Source organism: Blastococcus sp. CCUG 61487 (assembly GCF_005222955.1).
Lineage (GTDB): Bacteria > Actinomycetota > Actinomycetes > Mycobacteriales > Geodermatophilaceae > Blastococcus.
In genome coordinates this window covers 1-16,074 of record NZ_LWUA01000241.1, presented here as the reverse complement: position 1 = coordinate 16,074, position 16,074 = coordinate 1, and the positions used below count along the sequence as shown (strand labels likewise).

The window sequence follows — 16,074 nt, the reverse complement described above, 5'->3', positions numbered from 1 at the left end:
CGCCGCCCGAGGAGCAGCATGCGCTGGCATGGCGACGGTGCCACAGGCCCTGCCTCCGCCGGGCCGCGGCGGGGCCGGTCGTGCGGCCGGCGAGCCCGGCCGCGCCGGCCATCGCCCGCGTGCGCCGGCGGCGCCGTCCCTCGGGCGAGCCGCCCGCGCTCCCCCGGCAGCTGCGCACGTCCGGCCGGTGGTGGCTGGGGCTCAGCGGCGTGGTCCTGCTCGCCTGGCTGGTCGTCGTCGTCACCGGCACGATCCGGTACTTCGACGTGGTCGACACCCGCGTGCTGCAGGTGTTCGCCGGGTTCCGCTCCCCGCTCGGCATCGACGTCGCCCGGGTCACCGGCTCGCTGGCCGGCGAGGGCGCCCTGCACGCCATGTGGCTGACCAACGTGGCGCTGCTGGTGGTCTTCCGCCGCTGGCGGCACCTGTTCGTCTGGCTCGGTGTCGTCCTCGTCGTCGTCAACGTGGCCGCGATCATGGCGACGACGCTCCAGCGGCCGCGGCCTTTCGAGGTGGAACTGATCGGCTCGTGGTCCGGGTTCGCGATGCCGTCGCTGCCGATGACGGTGCTGGCCGCGTTCCTGGTGAGCACCGTCTACTCGCTGGTCCCGCCCGGCCGGACGCGCACCATCGGCAAGTGGGTGGTCTGCGGCCTGATCGTCGTCACCGCGCTGTCCCGGCTCTACCTGGCCCAGGACCATCCCTCGGGCATCGTCGCCGGCGTGGTGCTCGGGGTGGCCGCGCCGCTGGCCGCCTTCCGGCTGCTCACCCCGAACTCCGTCTACCCGGTGCGCTACAGCCGGGGGCGCCCCGCGCACCTCGACGTCTCCGGGGAGCGCGGCGACGCGATCGTCCGCGCCCTGCAGGACCAGCTCGGGCTGCTGGCCACCGACGTGACGCCGTTCAACCTGGCCGGCTCCGGGGGCTCCACCCCGCTGAAGATCGCGGTCAAGGCGCATCCGTCGTCCGGTGACTGCGAGAGCTGCGTGTTCGCGAAGCTCTACGCGATCACCCACGTGCGGTCCGACCGCTGGTACAAGCTCGGTCGCACGCTGCTCTACGGCCGGCTGGAGGACGAGAAGCCGTTCCACAGCGTCCGCCGGCTGGTGCAGTACGAGGACTACATCCTGCGGCTGTTCTGGGAGGCGTCGCTGCCGGTGCCGCATCCGCTCGGGATCGTGGAGATCACCCCGGAGCGGGAGTACCTGCTGGTCACCGAGTTCATCTCGGGCGCGCAGGAGGCCGGCGACGCCGAGATCGACGAGGCGATCATCGACCAGGGCCTGGCCGCCGTCCGCCGGATGTGGGACATCGGCATGGCCCACCGCGACATCAAGCCGGCCAACCTGCTCGTCCGCGACGGCGAGCTGTTCCTCATCGACTCCGCCTTCGCCGAGGTCCGGCCCAGCCCGTGGCGCCAGGCCGTCGACCTGGCCAACATGATGCTGGTGCTGGCCCTGCGCACCCACGCGGCGCGGGTGCACGCGCGGGCCCGGCGACAGTTCAGCGACGAGGAGATCGCCGAGGCGTTCGCCGCCACCCGCGGGCTGACCATGCCCACGCAGCTGCGGCGGATGCTGCGCCAGCAGGCGAAGCAGGGCCGCGACCTGCACGCGGACTTCCTGCGGCTGCTGCCGTTCCAGCTGCCGCCCGTGCACATCCAGCGGTGGACCTGGCGACGGTTCGGGCTGACGGTGGTCACCCTGGCGGCCGCCGCGGCCGCCGTCGGTGCGGTCGTCTCCGTCGGCCTGCTCGGGTCGCCGCTGTGAGAGGGTGCAGGCGCCGGGCGGCGCTCGCGGTCCTGGCTCCGCTGCTGCTGGTCGGCTGCGTGCGGACCGAGCTGCTGGACTCCGAGGTGGTCGCCTGCCGCGAGGGCGACGAGGGCAACCCGGCCAACGGGGTGGTGCTGCTGGCGCAGTCGGTGCCGACCGCCAGCTGGGTGCCGTGCCTGGAGGTCATCCCGCTGGGCTGGGACGTCTCCGGCCTCGAGGCCACCGACGAGGACGCCCGCTTCTGGCTCGACTCCGACCGCGACGGCCGGCACGCCGTGGAGATCCGGCTCGACGAGCGCTGCGACACCTCCGGCGCCACCCGCATCCCGAGCGACCGGGACGGGATGCAGCGGTGGGAGCAGGTCACCTCGGTGACCCCGGAGTACGTGGGGACGCGCTTCTACGTCTTCGCGGGCGGCTGCATCAGCGTGCTCTTCCGCGTGGCCGGGGAGAACCGGGCCGAGCCGCTCGGCTTCGCGACCCAGGGGATCGGCGCCGTGCCGCGGGACGCCGTCCGCGCCGCCGTCCGGGAGCAGACCGAGGGGCGGCTGGAGCTGGACCCGTGACCGTCGGACCGAGCGCCCTGTCCCCGCGCGGTCGACGGCTGCTGGGCGGGCTGCTCTCGCTGGCCCTGGTGGCGGCCGTGTTCGCCTGGTTCCTCCCCCAGTTCACCAGCCTCGCCGACGTCGGCACGACGGTCCGGGACATGACCTGGCCGGAGCTGACGATCCTCGTGGTCGCCGCGGCCTGGAACCTGGCCACCTACCAGTTCGTCATGGTGGCCGCGACGCCCGGGCTGACGCTGCGGCAGGCGTTCGTCTCCACCCAGACGACGACGGCGGTCTCGAACACCGTCGTCGGCGGCGCGGCCCTCGCGCTCGGCCTGACCTATGCGATGAACTCGTCGTGGGGGTTCTCCCGCTCCCGCACCTCGGTCGCGCTGCTCGTGGCCGGCCTGTGGAACAACTTCGCCAAGCTGGCCCTGCCGGTGCTCGCCCTGGTGCTGCTGGCGTTCAGCGCTCCGCTGACCGCGGGCCGGCTGACCGCGGGGCTGGCCGGCCTCGGCGCGCTGGTCCTGGCCGTGGCGCTGCTCGGCGCGCTGCTGCGCAGCCGGGAGGGAGCCGAGCGGATCGGCCGGGGGGCGGCGGCGGTGGTCTCGGCCGTGCGCCGGCCGTTCGGGGGCGGGCCGGTGAGCGGCTGGGAACAGGCGACGACGAAGTTCCGCGACCGGACGGCGCTGCTGCTGCGGGCGCGCTGGCACCGGATCACGCTGGTGACGCTGGTCAGCCACCTCTCGCTGTTCCTCCTGCTGCTGCTCAGCCTGCGGTTCGCCGGCGTGGACGGCGACCAGGTCAGCGCGGTGGAGGCGCTGGCCGTGTTCGCCTTCGCCCGGCTGCTGACCGCCGTCCCGTTCACCCCCGGTGGTCTCGGCGTGGTCGAACTGGCGCTGATCACCGGCCTGGCGGCGGCCGGCGGACCGCGCGCCATGGTGGCCGCCGCCGTCCTGGTGTTCCGGGCCCTCACCTACGTGCTGCCGATCCTGATCGGGCTGGGGACCTACCTGTTCTGGCGGCACAACCGGTCGTGGCGGCGCGCGCCCAACACCGCTCCCCGGACCCCGCTGGTGCCCGAGTCGGTGTGACGGAGCGCGCCCGTCATCTCCCCGTCAGAGCACCCGGCGGACGACGACCGCCGCTCCCCACGGCTCGGGTGCGAACCCGCGGGCGGCCAGCACCTCGGACAGCGCCCGGTTCATCGCCCGCTGGACGGCGGCGTCGGCGGTCGCGCCGTGCACCTGGTCGACGCTCATCCGGTCGTGCTGCCGCCAGGCGACCACCACGCCGTCCTGGTCCGGAGTGGGCGTCAGGCAAGCGCCGCCGACGGTTCCCTCCGGACCCGAGGAGTCGTGCAGAGACAGCCCCGCCTCGTTGAGCGCCGCGGTGACCTCGACCAGCAGCGTGGTGAGGGGGTCCTCCTCCGATAGCAGCGGAGCCCACTCGTCGGGCACCCGGTCCAGCTGCTCGGTCAGGTGGGCGAGCCACGCCCACTCCTCCGGCGAGGGCCGGCGGCGCAGCTCCCCGTGCGGCCGGCGGCTGCCGTAGACGGGGCGGACCGCCCGCCCGTCCGCGAGGGCCGCGGCCGACCAGCCGGCCTCGGCGCGATCGGAGAACGGACCGGCGACCACGGGACCGGTGCCCTCGCCGTCGCTGCCGACGAGCCACCACCCCTCGATGCCCGACGCTCCGGCGACGACCTGGCTGCTCGGCAGCCCACCCATGACACTCACGCTGTCCATCCATCCATGGAGGAGTCCCCGCCCCCCGGGGAAGTGCGGGGCGGGCATCGCCGTCCGGGGGGACCCGTCCGTGGCGATGGGAGAAAACTAGGCGACGCCGACGCCGCGCAGGGCCCGCGGCGACGCGTTGGGTCGACGCGTGGCCGGATCGTTGCGGAGGCCCCCGTACGGGCCGGTGACCAGCCCTTACGCGGGGCCACATGTCGACAGGACCGGCGTCCGCACGCGGGGATCCGGACCCCCGACGGTCGGTCACGCCGGCGGGGGCGTGTCCGTCAGGACGTGCCGGCGGGCTCCTCCGTGCGCAGCAGCGCGCCGGCCTCGTCCGCCCGCATGGGGCGGTAGAGCAGGTAGCCCTGGGCCTGGTCGCAGGCCTGCGCCTTGAGCCGCGCCAGCTGCGCGGGCTCCTCGACGCCCTCGGCCACGACGGTCAGGCCGAACGTGTGCGCGGCGCGGATCATCAGCGTCACCAGCTCGCGGTGGGCGGGCTCGGTGGAGGCCACGAAGCTCCGGTCGATCTTCAGCGTGTCGATCGGCATGTTCCGCAGCTGGCCGATCGAGGTGTAGCCGGTGCCGAAGTCGTCGATGGCGATGCCGACGCCCATCCGCCGCAGCTCGGTCAGGTGCTCGAAGGCGACCGGGTCGTCGACCAGCACCGTCTCGGTGACCTCGAGGATGAGCAGCTCGGGCGGCAGACCGGACGCGCTGAGCGCGTCGGCGACGTCGGTGAGGACACGCGGGTCGGCCAGGTGCCGGCCGGAGATGTTCACCGCGATGGTCGGCTCGGGCTGACCCGGCACGGCCGGGCTCTGCACGCGCCACTCGGCGAGCTGGCGGGTGGCCTCGAGCAGCACCCAGCGGTCGATCTCGCCGATGAGCCGGGAACCCTCGGCGACCGGGATGAACTGGTCCGGCGGAACCAGCCCGACGCCGGGCCGCTCCCAGCGGATGAGCGCCTCGTAGCCGGTGAGCCGGTCCGACGCGACGTCGACGACCGGCTGGTAGGCCAAGTACATCTCGCCGTCGGCCAGGCCGGAGGAGATGGCCGCCTCGAACTCGGCGCGCTCGGTCAGCTGCCGGCGCAGGGTCTCGTCGTAGATCTCGGCCCGGCCGCGGCCGTGGGCCTTGGCGCGGTAGGCAGCGGTGTCGGCCTCGGCGAACAGCAGGTCGGCGTCGGTTCCGCCGTCCCGGCTCACGGCCACACCGACGCTCGCGCCGATGCGGACGACCTCGCCAGCCACGGGGATCGGCGCGCTGACCGAGTCGATCAGCCGGTGGGCGAGCTCGAGCAGGTCGCCCTCGGCCTGCACCGGCTCCACGAGGACGACGAACTCGTCGCCGCCCAGGCGGCAGACGACGTCGCCCGGCCGCACCGCGGCACGCAACCGCCGGGAGACCTCGCGCAGCACCTCGTCGCCGGCCGCGTGCCCGTGGCCGTCGTTGACGGCCTTGAAACCGTCGAGGTCGACGAAGAGCAGACCGGTCATCTCACCGGACCGCTGGGCCCGGTGCAGCGCCGAGGTGACGAGGGTGACCGCCTGGGCGCGGTTGGGCAGCTCGGTGAGCGCGTCGTGCGTCGCCTGGTGGGCGAGGGCGAACTGCAGCTCCTCGCGCTGGCGGACGGAGTGGACGATCTCCTTGACCGACGCGTGCACGACCTCGCCGAGGGGGCCGGGCAGCGGCTGGTCGAGCAGGGCGTCGTCCAGGTCGCCGCGGGCCACCGCCTGCGCCTGGTCCTGGATGCGCCGCAGGCCGGCGACGGCGGCGCCGAGCGCGGCCGACACGGTGCGGACCTCGCGCGGACCGTCGACCTCGACCTCGACCAGGGAGCCCTGGCTGATCTCGGTGGCCTGGCCGGCCAGCAGACGGAGCGCCCGGGCGACGCGGCGGCCGAGCAGCAGCGCGCCGACGAGCGAGACGGCGAGCAGCAGGGCGCCGAGCGCCAGGACGGTGTTCAGGGCGGTGACCGCGCGCTGGCGGTCCTGCGCGACGATCGCCTGCGCCTCGTCCACCGCCCGGTCGACCAGGCCGGTGAGCAGCGCGCTCCGCTCCTGGCTGTTCACCAGCAGCCGGACCATCTGCTCGATGGCGAACTGGCCGTCGGCCGTGCCGGCGGCGCCCGCGGCGAGCAGGCCCTCGATCTCGACCACGGCGGGGGTGGCGCGCACGTCCTCCCACGCCGCGCGCAGCTGCGGCTGCGACAAGCCGGCCATCTGGTGCTGGGCCTGCTGGTAGTCCAGCCACGTGGTCTGCCAGGCGGTGTGCGACCCGATGACGCTCCCGGCGTCGGAGACGAACAGGGACCCCATGTAGAGGGGCATCTGCCGGCTGGCGACGTGGGTGAGCCGCGCGATGGTCTGCACGTCCCGGATGGCACCCAGGGTGGCGACGGGCACGCCCTCGGAGGTGGCGATCGCCGCCACCTCTTCCTGGGCGGTCATGAGGTCGGTGGAGATGGCGAGCATCTGCAGGTAGATGTCGTCGATGTTCAGCGGGCCGTCGGGGCTGACGTCCCGCAGCTCCGCGAGGGCTGCCGCGGCGCGCGCGGCGGAGTCGGCGCCCGGCGCACCGGCCGGAATGCGCGCGAGCGCGTCATCGGTGCGCTGCCGGGCCCGCGCCGCGTCGTCGGCGGCGGACTGCTGCTGGATTTCGACGAGGGGCTCCGGGATGCCCAGGGCCGCCACGAGGGCGTCGTCGGCGATGACGCGCAGCGAGAGGATCGGGATCAGCTCCTGCTCGGCACCGCTGCGGGCCTCGTCGAGCAGCCCCAGGAGCCGGACCGACTCCTCGGCGTGCTCGGCGCTGGCCGCCTCCGCGGCACGGTCCTGCGCCACGGCCGCCGCCAGGACGACGACGCCGACCATCGGCAGGAGGACGAGCGCAGTGAGGTACCGCCACAGCGGCGCACCGCGCCGCTTGCGCTGGGGACCCCGGAAGTTTCGCACGCATTCGTATCGGCACTCCGCGAAACCTCTTGAGAACGCCTCCCACCCCCAACGGGGGGTAGGGACACGGCCGCGGTCAGGTAATTCACAGGCTGCGCCCCTGGAAGTGTCAGACCCGACGGCGAAGCTCGGCACCCACCGCAGACCCGAGGAGCGCCGTGACCGACCCGTACGCCCGTCCCGACCGCCCTCGGCAGGTCGGCCCACCCCCGGCCGGGCCGCGCCTGCCCGCTCAGCTGCGTCGCCGCCGGTCGCTGTCCGTGCCGCCCGCCGGGAGCCACGTCGCCCGGGCACGGTCCCGTACCTGACGGCGCTGCCCGGAGGTCAGCCGGGAGCGCGGGCGGAGACACCGAACCCGGCGTCGGCCGTCCTGCCGGTGACCTCGGCGAATCCGTGCCGCCGCAGTGCCTCCTCGACGATGCCGAGCACGCGCTCGCCGCCGGTCGGCCCGCTCGCGCCGTAGAGGACGTGCAGCCGGCCCCCGGGGCGCAGCAGCCGCCGGAGCACGACCAGTTCCCGGGACGCGTCACGCACCCAGAACAGGTTGACGTCGAGGGTGAGCGCGGCGTCGAAGCCGTCGGGCGGCCCGTCGAGCGCGTCGAGCTCGCACTGGACGACGTCCAGCCGCCCGGACGCCACGTGGTGGGCGTTGCGCTGCGTCGTCCGCCTGACCGCGACGGCGGACCTGTCGACGGCGAGCAGGTGGCCGGTGGTGAGCCGGTCGCAGATCAGGGCGGCCGAGACGCCCGGGCCGCCGCCGATCTCGACGATCCGGTCGGCCGGCGCCGGATCCAGCACGTCGACCGCCCAGCGGACGCGGGCCGGCACCGGAATCCCCATGCCCCGGGTCGTGGCCGATGGTGTGCGCTCGCGGCGCATTCCCGGCCCTCGAATGCGCCGCCGCCGCACATCGTCGGCCGGCTCGCACACCGGGCGTGTGGGCCCCCGGGGGATCGAACCCCGAACCCGCGGATTAAAAGTTCCTCGGGAAACGGTTCCTCCCGGGTCGTTCTCGTTCAAAGCGCAGGTCAGTACGGGTGGGTGAACGGCGGTGAACCCGCCGGAACCGCGGTGGACGGGACTCGCTGGCACACAAGCTGGCACACCCGGCCGACCTGACCGTCACGCTGGCGGCACTGCTGTCGTAGTTCGGGCGGGAGCCGGACTGTCGCCACCTGTGCGGTCTGGCGCCGCCCTCACTGTCAGCGCGGCGATCCGCCGATCAGAAGGCGGGTGCATCAAACCAGAGCCGCCGCAACGACCTCGGACCGTCCTGACCGCCGTCGTTCAGCGCGCGAAGTGCGGCAGCCGGCTCAAGCGCGAGGCCGTGGTCGGCAGCGAAGCGGTCAGCGGCCAACTCGGCCCGCCGGCTGATCGCGGCGTCGGCGAGGGGACAAAGCACCGCCGCCAGCCCGACAAAGACCAGCACTCCCCCCGTCATCCACTGGCTCTGGTGCAGTGTCCGCGCCACGGCGACAGTCAGTCCGGCAACCACGACGATCAGGGGCCCGCGGCGGAGCTGGCGGCCGGACAGGATGGACAAGACCGGTTAGCAGGCTCGCCGCCATGCCGCCACCGCGTGGCAATCCAGGACAGGAGCAGCATCGGCCCCGTGGCTCCGGTGGCGTGAGGACCAAGCTCGTGCGCCAGCACGGCCACCACCTCATCGGCGGAGCCGATGTACCCGGTACCGCGCGATCAGCCCGGTGGTGACCGCGTTGCTGCGCCGACCGACGGCGTAGGCCTTGACGTGGCGGCCGCACCGCACGTACAGACCGACGTCGCCAGCCGCAGTTTCGGTCCTGCGCAGCGCCGCCGCTCACAGCGGTGCCAGCGCCGCAGCCTGGTGGTGCTCGGTCGGCGAAACCGGTAGTCGAGCCGCACCGCGATCCGCTCACCAGCCGGGATGGACAGCGCCGCTTCCGACGCCAACCAGGCCAGCAGGGCAGCCACTTGCCACCGGCCCGACCCGCCGAGCAGCAGTCATGAGACCCGCGGCGAGGGCGTCAACGCCGAGCGCGCCGGACGGTGTCAGCCCGGCGGTCCGAGCAGCGAAGGCGACCTGCAGGCCGCTCGCGGGCCACGCGCCGGTCCTGCCCTTGGCCCGGCCACGGGCGACCTGCGCGGCTCGCCGCGCCTCCCGGTGCCCGGCCGGGGTGTCCTGCCACTGGCGGGCACCCCGGCCGAGGGGCTACATGCAGTGCGCCGCGATCCACGGATTGCGACCCGAGGCCGGACAGGGCTTGCGGAAGACCGTGCCGCCCCTCTCGTCGTCGCGGTCGTGGTCCACGAACACCCACGGGTCGGTGCGTTCGTCGATGCCTTGCTCGGTGCCGTCGTGGCGACGGTCGATGAGGTAACCGCAGTCAGGGCAGTACGCAGCTCTCGGCATGCAGCGGACGGTAGCCGTCACCGGCGACAGAGTCGGTCGCCGACTTACTGACTCACTACGAGGCCGTAGGCTCGTCGTACTGGAGTGCGCTCCTCCGGTCGTTCTCGCGTGCACTCGATGGACGTGACGGACCGGCCAGCCCGGGAGCAGCTCGGTTGGTCGAGCCTGCAGGACCTGCCCAACCGAACCGTCCAGGTCGCCGAGCAAGGCATCGGCGGCGCGAGCAGCGCCGACAGCTCCTGCCTGTGGACAAGCGCCGGCAGACCTTCTCGGCCGCTGCCCCGGGCAGGCTGACACACCACGGCGACGCGTTGCGACACCGACCCGGCGAGGGTCCCTGCCTCGATGCGGTGTGGGGGCTCACGCTTGACCACCTGGTAACCCGAGCGAGGGATCCGCAGTTCACCTCTGACGGGGCCTGGCCGATCACTCCGGTGTCAAGGACCTAGACCACCCAGAGGCGAGACATGGCCAGGCAGTCGGCGGCACCGCCGCGCGCTGCGATAGCGGCGACCGTCGTAACGATGGTGAGCTGCCTGCTCTTGTTGTGGCTCCTGCCCACGACAATCGCGGCGGACGTCTCGGACGTCGCTCAGGGCGGGGCCGCGCTGGCTGCCGCCATCGGGGCGACATGGCGCATGCGGCACGGCGGCGACCGGCGGATCCGTGCAACGTGGGCCCTGATTGCCACGGCGTGCCTCCTGTGGGCGTCGGGTAAAACCTATTGGTGCTGGTACGCCTCGGCCTGGCCGCGCTGACCGCAGACGATCCGCCGATAACGGCCGACACACTGCTGACCCGCTCGGATGCCGCCATGTACGCCGCCAAGCGGGCCGGCAAGGCCAGCCTCGTCGCGTTCGATACCGCAGCGGCGGCCACCATGGGCGGGGATCGCCGACCCGTCTTGTCCGCAGTCGCCGGTTGACGAAGAGGCTCTGTTCGCCGTCAGATGCCGTCGCTGGCGGTGACGTCCACGTCTAGGCCGTGTTTGAGAAGTCGGCGGAAGCGCTGATCGGGCGTGTTGGTGCCGGGAAGTAGGCGAGGTCTCCGGTAGAGGGATCAACGACCAAGAAGACCCTCACCACGGAGACCTCGTGGACGGCACCCTACCGGCCGGTGCCCGCCACGACCTGACCGACGAGCAGTGGATGATCCTGGCGGCACTGCTCCCGGTCAGGTCCCGGATGGGCCGACCTCGTCGCTGGTCGTTGCGGCCGCTGATCAACGGCATCCGCTTCCGCACCCGCACCGGATGCCCGTGGCGGGATGTGCCCGAGCGCTACGGCACCTGGCAGTGCGTGTACGGGTTGTTCCGCGCCTGGCAGCTGGCCGGCCGCTGGACGGTGATCGAGACCGCGCTGCAGGCGCTGGCCGACGAGGCCGGGCTGATCGACTGGACGGTGTCGGTGGACTCCACGGTCAACCGGGCCCATCAGCACGCCGCCGGCGCCCGCCGCCATCCCGAGCAGCAGGTCCAGCCGCCGGTCGGGGAGCCGGCCGACCACGCACTGGGTCGCTCCCGCGGCGGGCTGTCGACGAAGGTGCATCTGGCCGTGGAGGCCGGCCGCAAGCCGCTGGCCACGGCGCTCACCGCCGGCCAGGCAGCCGACAGCCCGCAGTTCACCGTGGTGCTCGGCCGGATCCGGGTACCGCGTCGATCCGGGCCCGGACGGCCCCGGACCCGGCCGGACCGGGTGCTGGCCGACCGCGCCTACTCCAGCCGCGCCAACCGCGCCTACCTGCGCCGACGCGGCATCCCCGCGACCATCCCGAACAAGGTCGACCAGCTGGCCCACCGCCGCGCCAAGGGCTCAGCCGGCGGCCGACCCCCGGCGTTCGACCGGGACCGCTACAAGCAGCGGCACGCCGTGGAGTGTGGCATCAACCGGCACAAACAGAATCGCGCCTTCGCCACCCGGTACGACAAGCTCGCCGTCCGCTACGACGCCACCGTCGAGATCACCAACATCAACATCTATCTCCGCGACTTATCAAACAGGGCCTAGGAGGGTGAATGACGCATAGTCGAGGCCTTCCTCGATGCGGTGCGCTATCTCTGCCTCCGCCATAACCAAGCGCTCCAGCAGGAGCGCCTGAAGCAGAACCGTCGTCGGCACGTCAGCCAGCGCGAACGCCTCGCTCGTCAGGGATTCGGCCGGTGGTTCCGACGCGCTGACCCCGAGGTGTCGGACGTCGGGCAACAAAATGCAGGCACGGAGCGAATCCTCGTCAATGTCCATGGTGACTCGAATATCCACGTGCATGCGACGTCGGCCCACGTGCCCACCTTTCCGGTCGGCCCGGGAACTGCCGCTCCCGACGCCGCAGCCTATCGGAGGAACCCTGCCCTCACCGGGAGCGCTGGCCCAGCCGCGAGGCGCACGTCTGGGTGGAGGGAGCCATCTGCTCTTCCTGCACCACGGCACCGCGCCAGTCGTGACACGATCGCCGACCAGGCTGACACCGTCGCGGTCGGGGCCGGCCGTTCGGACAGGGCGGTGACGGCCGGCGCCGCGGGCTGCGGCGCCGGCGCAAGGGCCATGCTCCCGAGCGAGCCGCCTATCCCGTCGCCGACCGCTGGCCTACCTCGTGTTCCCCGTGCACTTGGCAACCCAAAGGCCGTCGCATCGGCGGGCGCCGCATGGCGTCCGTAACCCTCCAAGTCTCGCCGCAGGACCACGGTGTCCTGCTCAGCAGGCTCAGGCAGCACCGGGTCGGTCGCTCGATGGCGTCCGCGCGGCGCTGCCTCCCCGACCGGCCGGGCAAGCTGTCGCATCACTGCTTCAGCGTTAGCCGACATGCCATGGTCATCGGCAAGCTGGATCGCCAAGCGCACTGTCATCGCCGGTCGATGACCGAGAAGTCGGCTCACGCATCTCACCGTCCTCACGTCCCTCGTCCGGCACACGGTCAACAACTCGTCGACGCGCTCCGCCGGCCACAGTCGCGGAACGTACGTTGCGACAATGCGCCTCCGGCACCGCGGCTCATACCTGCGCAGCCCGGTCGCGCTGCCACCGGTGAGGAGTCGACATGGACCGCCGCAGAGGAGACACGCGAGAAACCGCGGTGAGTGGCTCCACCAAGGTGGAGTGCGAAGTGTTCACGGACCTTGTCGGGAGTGACCTGGATGGCGGTGAGCCGCTCTCGCAGCAGCCGCAGTCAGACGGCGTAACTGGATCGCTTGCCGGTCGCCTGCCGCCACGAACGCGGCTCGCTCATCCTCACTTTGACGAAGTGTTCTCCAAATAGGCCGCGATCGCCGGCGACGAGGTGCTGCCACCGCCACCCTCGACCGGTTGCTGCACCACTGCGAGGTGCCGTCCATCGAGCGCGCGGGAATGACATGTCAGGCCGTACGCCCAACGACACGTGAAGTTGTACGCCGACACCGCGAACACGGAGGAGAGGTATCTACTTGCTCTCACTCGCTGACCGACGGTCGCTCAGTGAGGGTCACATCGACTTCGCGCTCCTGGGCATCGGCCCCGCGGATACTCATCGTGACGGTATCCCCTGGCTCACGATCGCGGAGGATGGCGAGGAGGTCCTCGGGACTCGCCGTGGGTTCCCCATCGACGGCAGTGATCACGTCCCCGGGCGCGATCCCGGCGTTGGCCGCGGGACCGTCCGGGACGACCGCTCTGACGATGACGCCGTCGGTGTTGGGCAATCCGAGCTGCTCGGCGATCTGAGGGGTGATGGGCGCCGGCTCCACTCCTACAAAGGCGTGTTCTGCCCGCCCGTCCTCTTCCAACTGCTCGACAACATCGATTACCGTGGCGGATGGAATAGCGAATCCCAGGGAGACCGCCCCGGCCTGTGGGGGAATGTAGGCCTCGCTGATTCCGACGACTTCTCCGTCACCGTCGACCACCGCACCACCGCTGTTTCCGGGGCTGATGGCGGCATCGGTCTGTATCAGGTCCACCAGAGCCTGGCTTTGACTGGCACTGCCGGGGATGTCGCGGTGCAGCCCGGAGATGATCCCCGCGGTCACCGTGTTCTGAAATCCCAAGGGGCTACCGATGACGACCGCGAGCTCCCCGATCTGCGGGAGCTCGCGTTGGAACTCGGCTGCGGGCAGGCCGGTGCGGTCGGCTTCGACCAGGGCGAGGTCGGTGACGGCATCGGCCGCGAGCACGGTGCCTGGGACCCGTTGCCCATCGGCGAAGGCCACTTCCACCGTCGTGGAGTTTCGGACCACATGCTCATTGGTGACGATGAGCCCGTCGTCGCGGTACACGACTCCGCTGCCGCTGCCTCCGGAGGTCAGGATGGTGACCACGCTGGGTTGCAACCGCGCCGCGAGCTCCGGAACCACGGCCAAGGTGTCTGAGGATCCCGTTGCAGGCTCGTTTTTTGGTGCGGGGTCCGTCCCCGTGCACGCGCCACCAACCAGCGCCACAGTCAGCAGGGGCCACAGGATCCGAATCTTGTTCGTCGATGCCGCCACGTGACGTCTTCCTCCTCACAGGATCCGTCATTTGCCGGGCCAGACCGGGGGCGAAGCGCCTTCGCCGAAGGCGTGGCTTGAGGAGCCCGAGGCCCTGGCGAGTACCCACTCAACGTCAATCAACCCTTTTCACCGCCACAGCGCCGGGTGCCGCCTCTGGTGCGGTGAGCACTCTGCAGCTCCCACTGCTCAAGATCCCGACGGAGCCGGGCAAGCCGGTGTGCACGGCCCCTCTGCCGCATTGACGTCGGTCTCCCAGAAACCGACCTGGCCGCGGAGGCTCGACGGCCTCCTGCCGCGGTTTAGTCTTTAGTGCAGCCAGCATCAGACGCCCACCCTCTCCGTCGCGTACTGCGCGGGCCATCAGGACTGCGGCTCGTTCGGTTCCGTCGTGGCGGGCGATTCTGTCGTGGCGGGTTGCTCGCCGCCGAGGAGCGGGGCTTCCCCTCGGGTGGCCTGCCAGGCAGAGTCGACCCGCTGCCGGGGTCGCTGAGGATTGGCCTGGCCCGCCGTTGGTTCGGCGAGCGGGATCTCGCGGACAGCAAGAAGTTCGACTCGTACCCAGGTGGCCCGCAGCGCGGACAGCTCACCGAGTCCGGGGCGGTGGGCGCGGTGACCGGGATGCCGTTCAAGGAGTAGTACTCCCAGATTATGCCGTGTCCGTCTTCGACGTGCTGGACGTCGTAATCGGTGTTCCACACATGTCCGCATTTTTCGGGACAGGCGAACCGGAACCGTTCCACCGCAAGCTCTTTGAGCACCACCGAGCTCCTTCGCTCGCCAACACCGCTCGGGGGAACCTGCCTACCCGGCTCGGCTCTCCTCAATGCGCCCTGCGCTGTGGCGCACGTCAGGTCACGCGCGCCTGCCCGACCCCTAAGGTCGCGTTGCGGTTGCGCGAGCCGGGCGCTGCAACCGGGCAGTCGGGAACCTCCGCACTGGTCAGGATGGCATGGTCCAGTTGTGACCTCTCGGGAAGCCGTCCCTGATCGCGACCCCCTGCAGTCGTTGCTGCGGGCGTCTCACCTTCTTGCTCCCGCTGCGTTGGGCGCTGTGGTCGCCACGCATGCCAGCCTGCTGGGTGCAGCGCAGGCGGTGGTCTACCTCGCCGACTACGAGCAGCTGGTCCTGGTGCCGCTACGAGGCCCAGGAGTACCGTCCCGCGCGGAGCTCACCGTGGACGGCTCGGTGGCTGGCCTGGCCTACCGGCGGATGGAATTGACGCGGTCACCCGCTCACGAGGGGCCGCAGCGGATATGGATTCCGCTGTTGGACGGAGTCGCGCGGGTGGGAGTACTCGAGCTCGTCCTCAGTAACACACATGTGGACGAGAGCGGACTCGAGGATCGAGCACGCGTCTTCGCCGCACTTGTCGCTGAGCTACTCATGACGCACGACACGTATAGCGACTTGTTCTTGCGGCTGCGCCGGCGCAGGCCCCTCAGCTTGGCCGCGGAGATCCACTGGGAGTTACTACCACCGCTCACCTTTGCGACCGAACGTCTCGTGATCAGTGGGGCGCTCGAGCCGGCGTACGACATCGGCGGGGATTCCTTTGACTATGCCGTCAACGAGTCGACCGCCGAGCTGATGGTTTTGGACGCCGTCGGCCACGGCTTGCCCGCAGCGTTGCTCAGCAGCGCCGCAGTGGGCGCTTACCGGCACGCTCGCCGTGACATGCGGGATCTGCGAGACATCGCCGCAGCGATGAACAGCGTCATCGCGGAACAGTTCCTGGACAGCCAATTCGCCACTGGCGTGCTGGCGCGCCTCGACTTGGAGACTGGGCTGCTGAGCTGGGTGAACGCCGGCCATCCAGAACCATTGATCGTCCGCGACGGCACCTTGATTCGACCGCCACACTGCCCACCGGGTCCACCACTGGGACTGCAGGACATCAAACCGGAGCCATGCCAGCTGCAACTGAGCCGGGGCGACCGTGTGCTGTTCTACACCGACGGCATCGTGGAGGCGCGGTCACCGACGGGCGACTTCTTCGGCGAGCAGCGGCTGGGCGAATTCATCATCCGGGCCAGCGCCGCGGGTGAACAGGCTCCCGAGACCCTTCGTCGGCTGATGCGATACATCCTGAACCACCAAGCCGGTCAATTGCAGGACGATGCAAGCATCGTCCTAGTGGAGTGGCACACCGGTTCGGAGGAACAACTGGTGCTCTGATCCTGTCCTCCGGTAGTGGCGTCCACCAAGGTGGT

General features: G+C 71.4%; 14 protein-coding genes. 7 read left to right on the top strand and 7 right to left on the bottom strand.

Annotated features, from left to right (window positions below):
* Positions 1-80: 80 nt before the first annotated feature.
* The 3 genes from A6V29_RS13950 to A6V29_RS13940 are packed head-to-tail and all read left to right on the top strand — an operon-like array spanning position 81 to position 3,414.
* The gene (locus A6V29_RS13950; RefSeq protein ID WP_137160853.1) at positions 81-1,769 is read left to right on the top strand and encodes a phosphatase PAP2 family protein; all 1,689 of its coding nucleotides are present in this window, start codon (positions 81-83) and stop codon (positions 1,767-1,769) included.
* Entirely contained in the window at positions 1,766-2,338 is a 573-nt protein-coding gene (locus tag A6V29_RS13945) for a hypothetical protein (protein ID WP_137160852.1), read from the top strand. The genes A6V29_RS13950 and A6V29_RS13945 overlap by 4 nt, the downstream gene beginning before the upstream one ends.
* Positions 2,335-3,414: a lysylphosphatidylglycerol synthase transmembrane domain-containing protein gene (locus tag A6V29_RS13940; RefSeq protein ID WP_137160851.1), complete on the top strand. Its 1,080-nt coding sequence runs from the start codon at positions 2,335-2,337 to the stop codon at positions 3,412-3,414. Before A6V29_RS13945 ends, A6V29_RS13940 begins: the two co-directional genes overlap by 4 nt.
* A 24-nt stretch (positions 3,415-3,438) precedes the next feature.
* Here A6V29_RS13940 and A6V29_RS13935 read toward each other — a convergent pair whose 3' ends face one another.
* The 5 genes from A6V29_RS13935 to A6V29_RS13915 form a co-directional block, all read right to left on the bottom strand.
* The gene (locus A6V29_RS13935; protein WP_137160850.1) at positions 3,439-4,068 is read right to left on the bottom strand and encodes a hypothetical protein; all 630 of its coding nucleotides are present in this window, start codon (positions 4,066-4,068) and stop codon (positions 3,439-3,441) included.
* 275 nt (positions 4,069-4,343) lie between these two features.
* Positions 4,344-7,013 carry a putative bifunctional diguanylate cyclase/phosphodiesterase gene (locus A6V29_RS13930; RefSeq protein WP_137160849.1) on the bottom strand — a complete coding sequence of 890 codons (2,670 nt, stop codon included), beginning with the start codon at positions 7,011-7,013 and terminating at the stop codon, positions 4,344-4,346.
* A gap of 324 nt (positions 7,014-7,337) precedes the next feature.
* Positions 7,338-7,853, bottom strand: coding sequence for a class I SAM-dependent methyltransferase (locus A6V29_RS13925; RefSeq protein ID WP_170977873.1), 516 nt, complete (start codon positions 7,851-7,853; stop codon positions 7,338-7,340).
* A gap of 382 nt (positions 7,854-8,235) precedes the next feature.
* Positions 8,236-8,556: a M48 family metalloprotease gene (locus A6V29_RS13920; RefSeq protein ID WP_137160847.1), complete on the bottom strand. Its 321-nt coding sequence runs from the start codon at positions 8,554-8,556 to the stop codon at positions 8,236-8,238.
* A 648-nt stretch (positions 8,557-9,204) separates the two neighbouring features.
* The gene (locus A6V29_RS13915) at positions 9,205-9,405 is read right to left on the bottom strand and encodes a hypothetical protein (RefSeq protein ID WP_137160846.1); all 201 of its coding nucleotides are present in this window, start codon (positions 9,403-9,405) and stop codon (positions 9,205-9,207) included.
* Positions 9,406-10,132: 727 nt separating this feature from the next.
* Between A6V29_RS13915 and A6V29_RS13910 the strand changes: the two genes are divergently transcribed.
* Entirely contained in the window at positions 10,133-10,330 is a 198-nt protein-coding gene (locus tag A6V29_RS13910) for a hypothetical protein (protein WP_137160845.1), read from the top strand.
* Between the two features lie 169 nt (positions 10,331-10,499).
* On the top strand, positions 10,500-11,411 hold the full coding sequence (locus A6V29_RS13905) for an IS5 family transposase (RefSeq protein WP_137160844.1): 912 nt from the start codon (positions 10,500-10,502) through the stop codon (positions 11,409-11,411).
* Here A6V29_RS13905 and A6V29_RS13900 read toward each other — a convergent pair.
* Both A6V29_RS13900 and A6V29_RS13895 read right to left on the bottom strand, forming a co-directional pair.
* Positions 11,397-11,684 (bottom strand): hypothetical protein, encoded by a 288-nt coding sequence (locus tag A6V29_RS13900; RefSeq protein WP_137160843.1) that lies wholly within the window; start codon positions 11,682-11,684, stop codon positions 11,397-11,399. The two genes, A6V29_RS13905 and A6V29_RS13900, sit on opposite strands and share 15 nt — an antisense overlap.
* A gap of 1,145 nt (positions 11,685-12,829) precedes the next feature.
* Positions 12,830-13,861 (bottom strand): S1C family serine protease, encoded by a 1,032-nt coding sequence (locus tag A6V29_RS13895; RefSeq protein ID WP_212719390.1) that lies wholly within the window; start codon positions 13,859-13,861, stop codon positions 12,830-12,832.
* Between the two features lie 417 nt (positions 13,862-14,278).
* Between A6V29_RS13895 and A6V29_RS13890 the strand changes: the two genes are divergently transcribed.
* Complete coding sequence (locus A6V29_RS13890; protein ID WP_137160842.1) at positions 14,279-14,500, top strand: hypothetical protein; 222 nt, start codon at positions 14,279-14,281, stop codon at positions 14,498-14,500.
* A gap of 414 nt (positions 14,501-14,914) precedes the next feature.
* Positions 14,915-16,039: a PP2C family protein-serine/threonine phosphatase gene (locus A6V29_RS13885; protein WP_137160841.1), complete on the top strand. Its 1,125-nt coding sequence runs from the start codon at positions 14,915-14,917 to the stop codon at positions 16,037-16,039.
* Positions 16,040-16,074 lie beyond the last annotated feature (35 nt).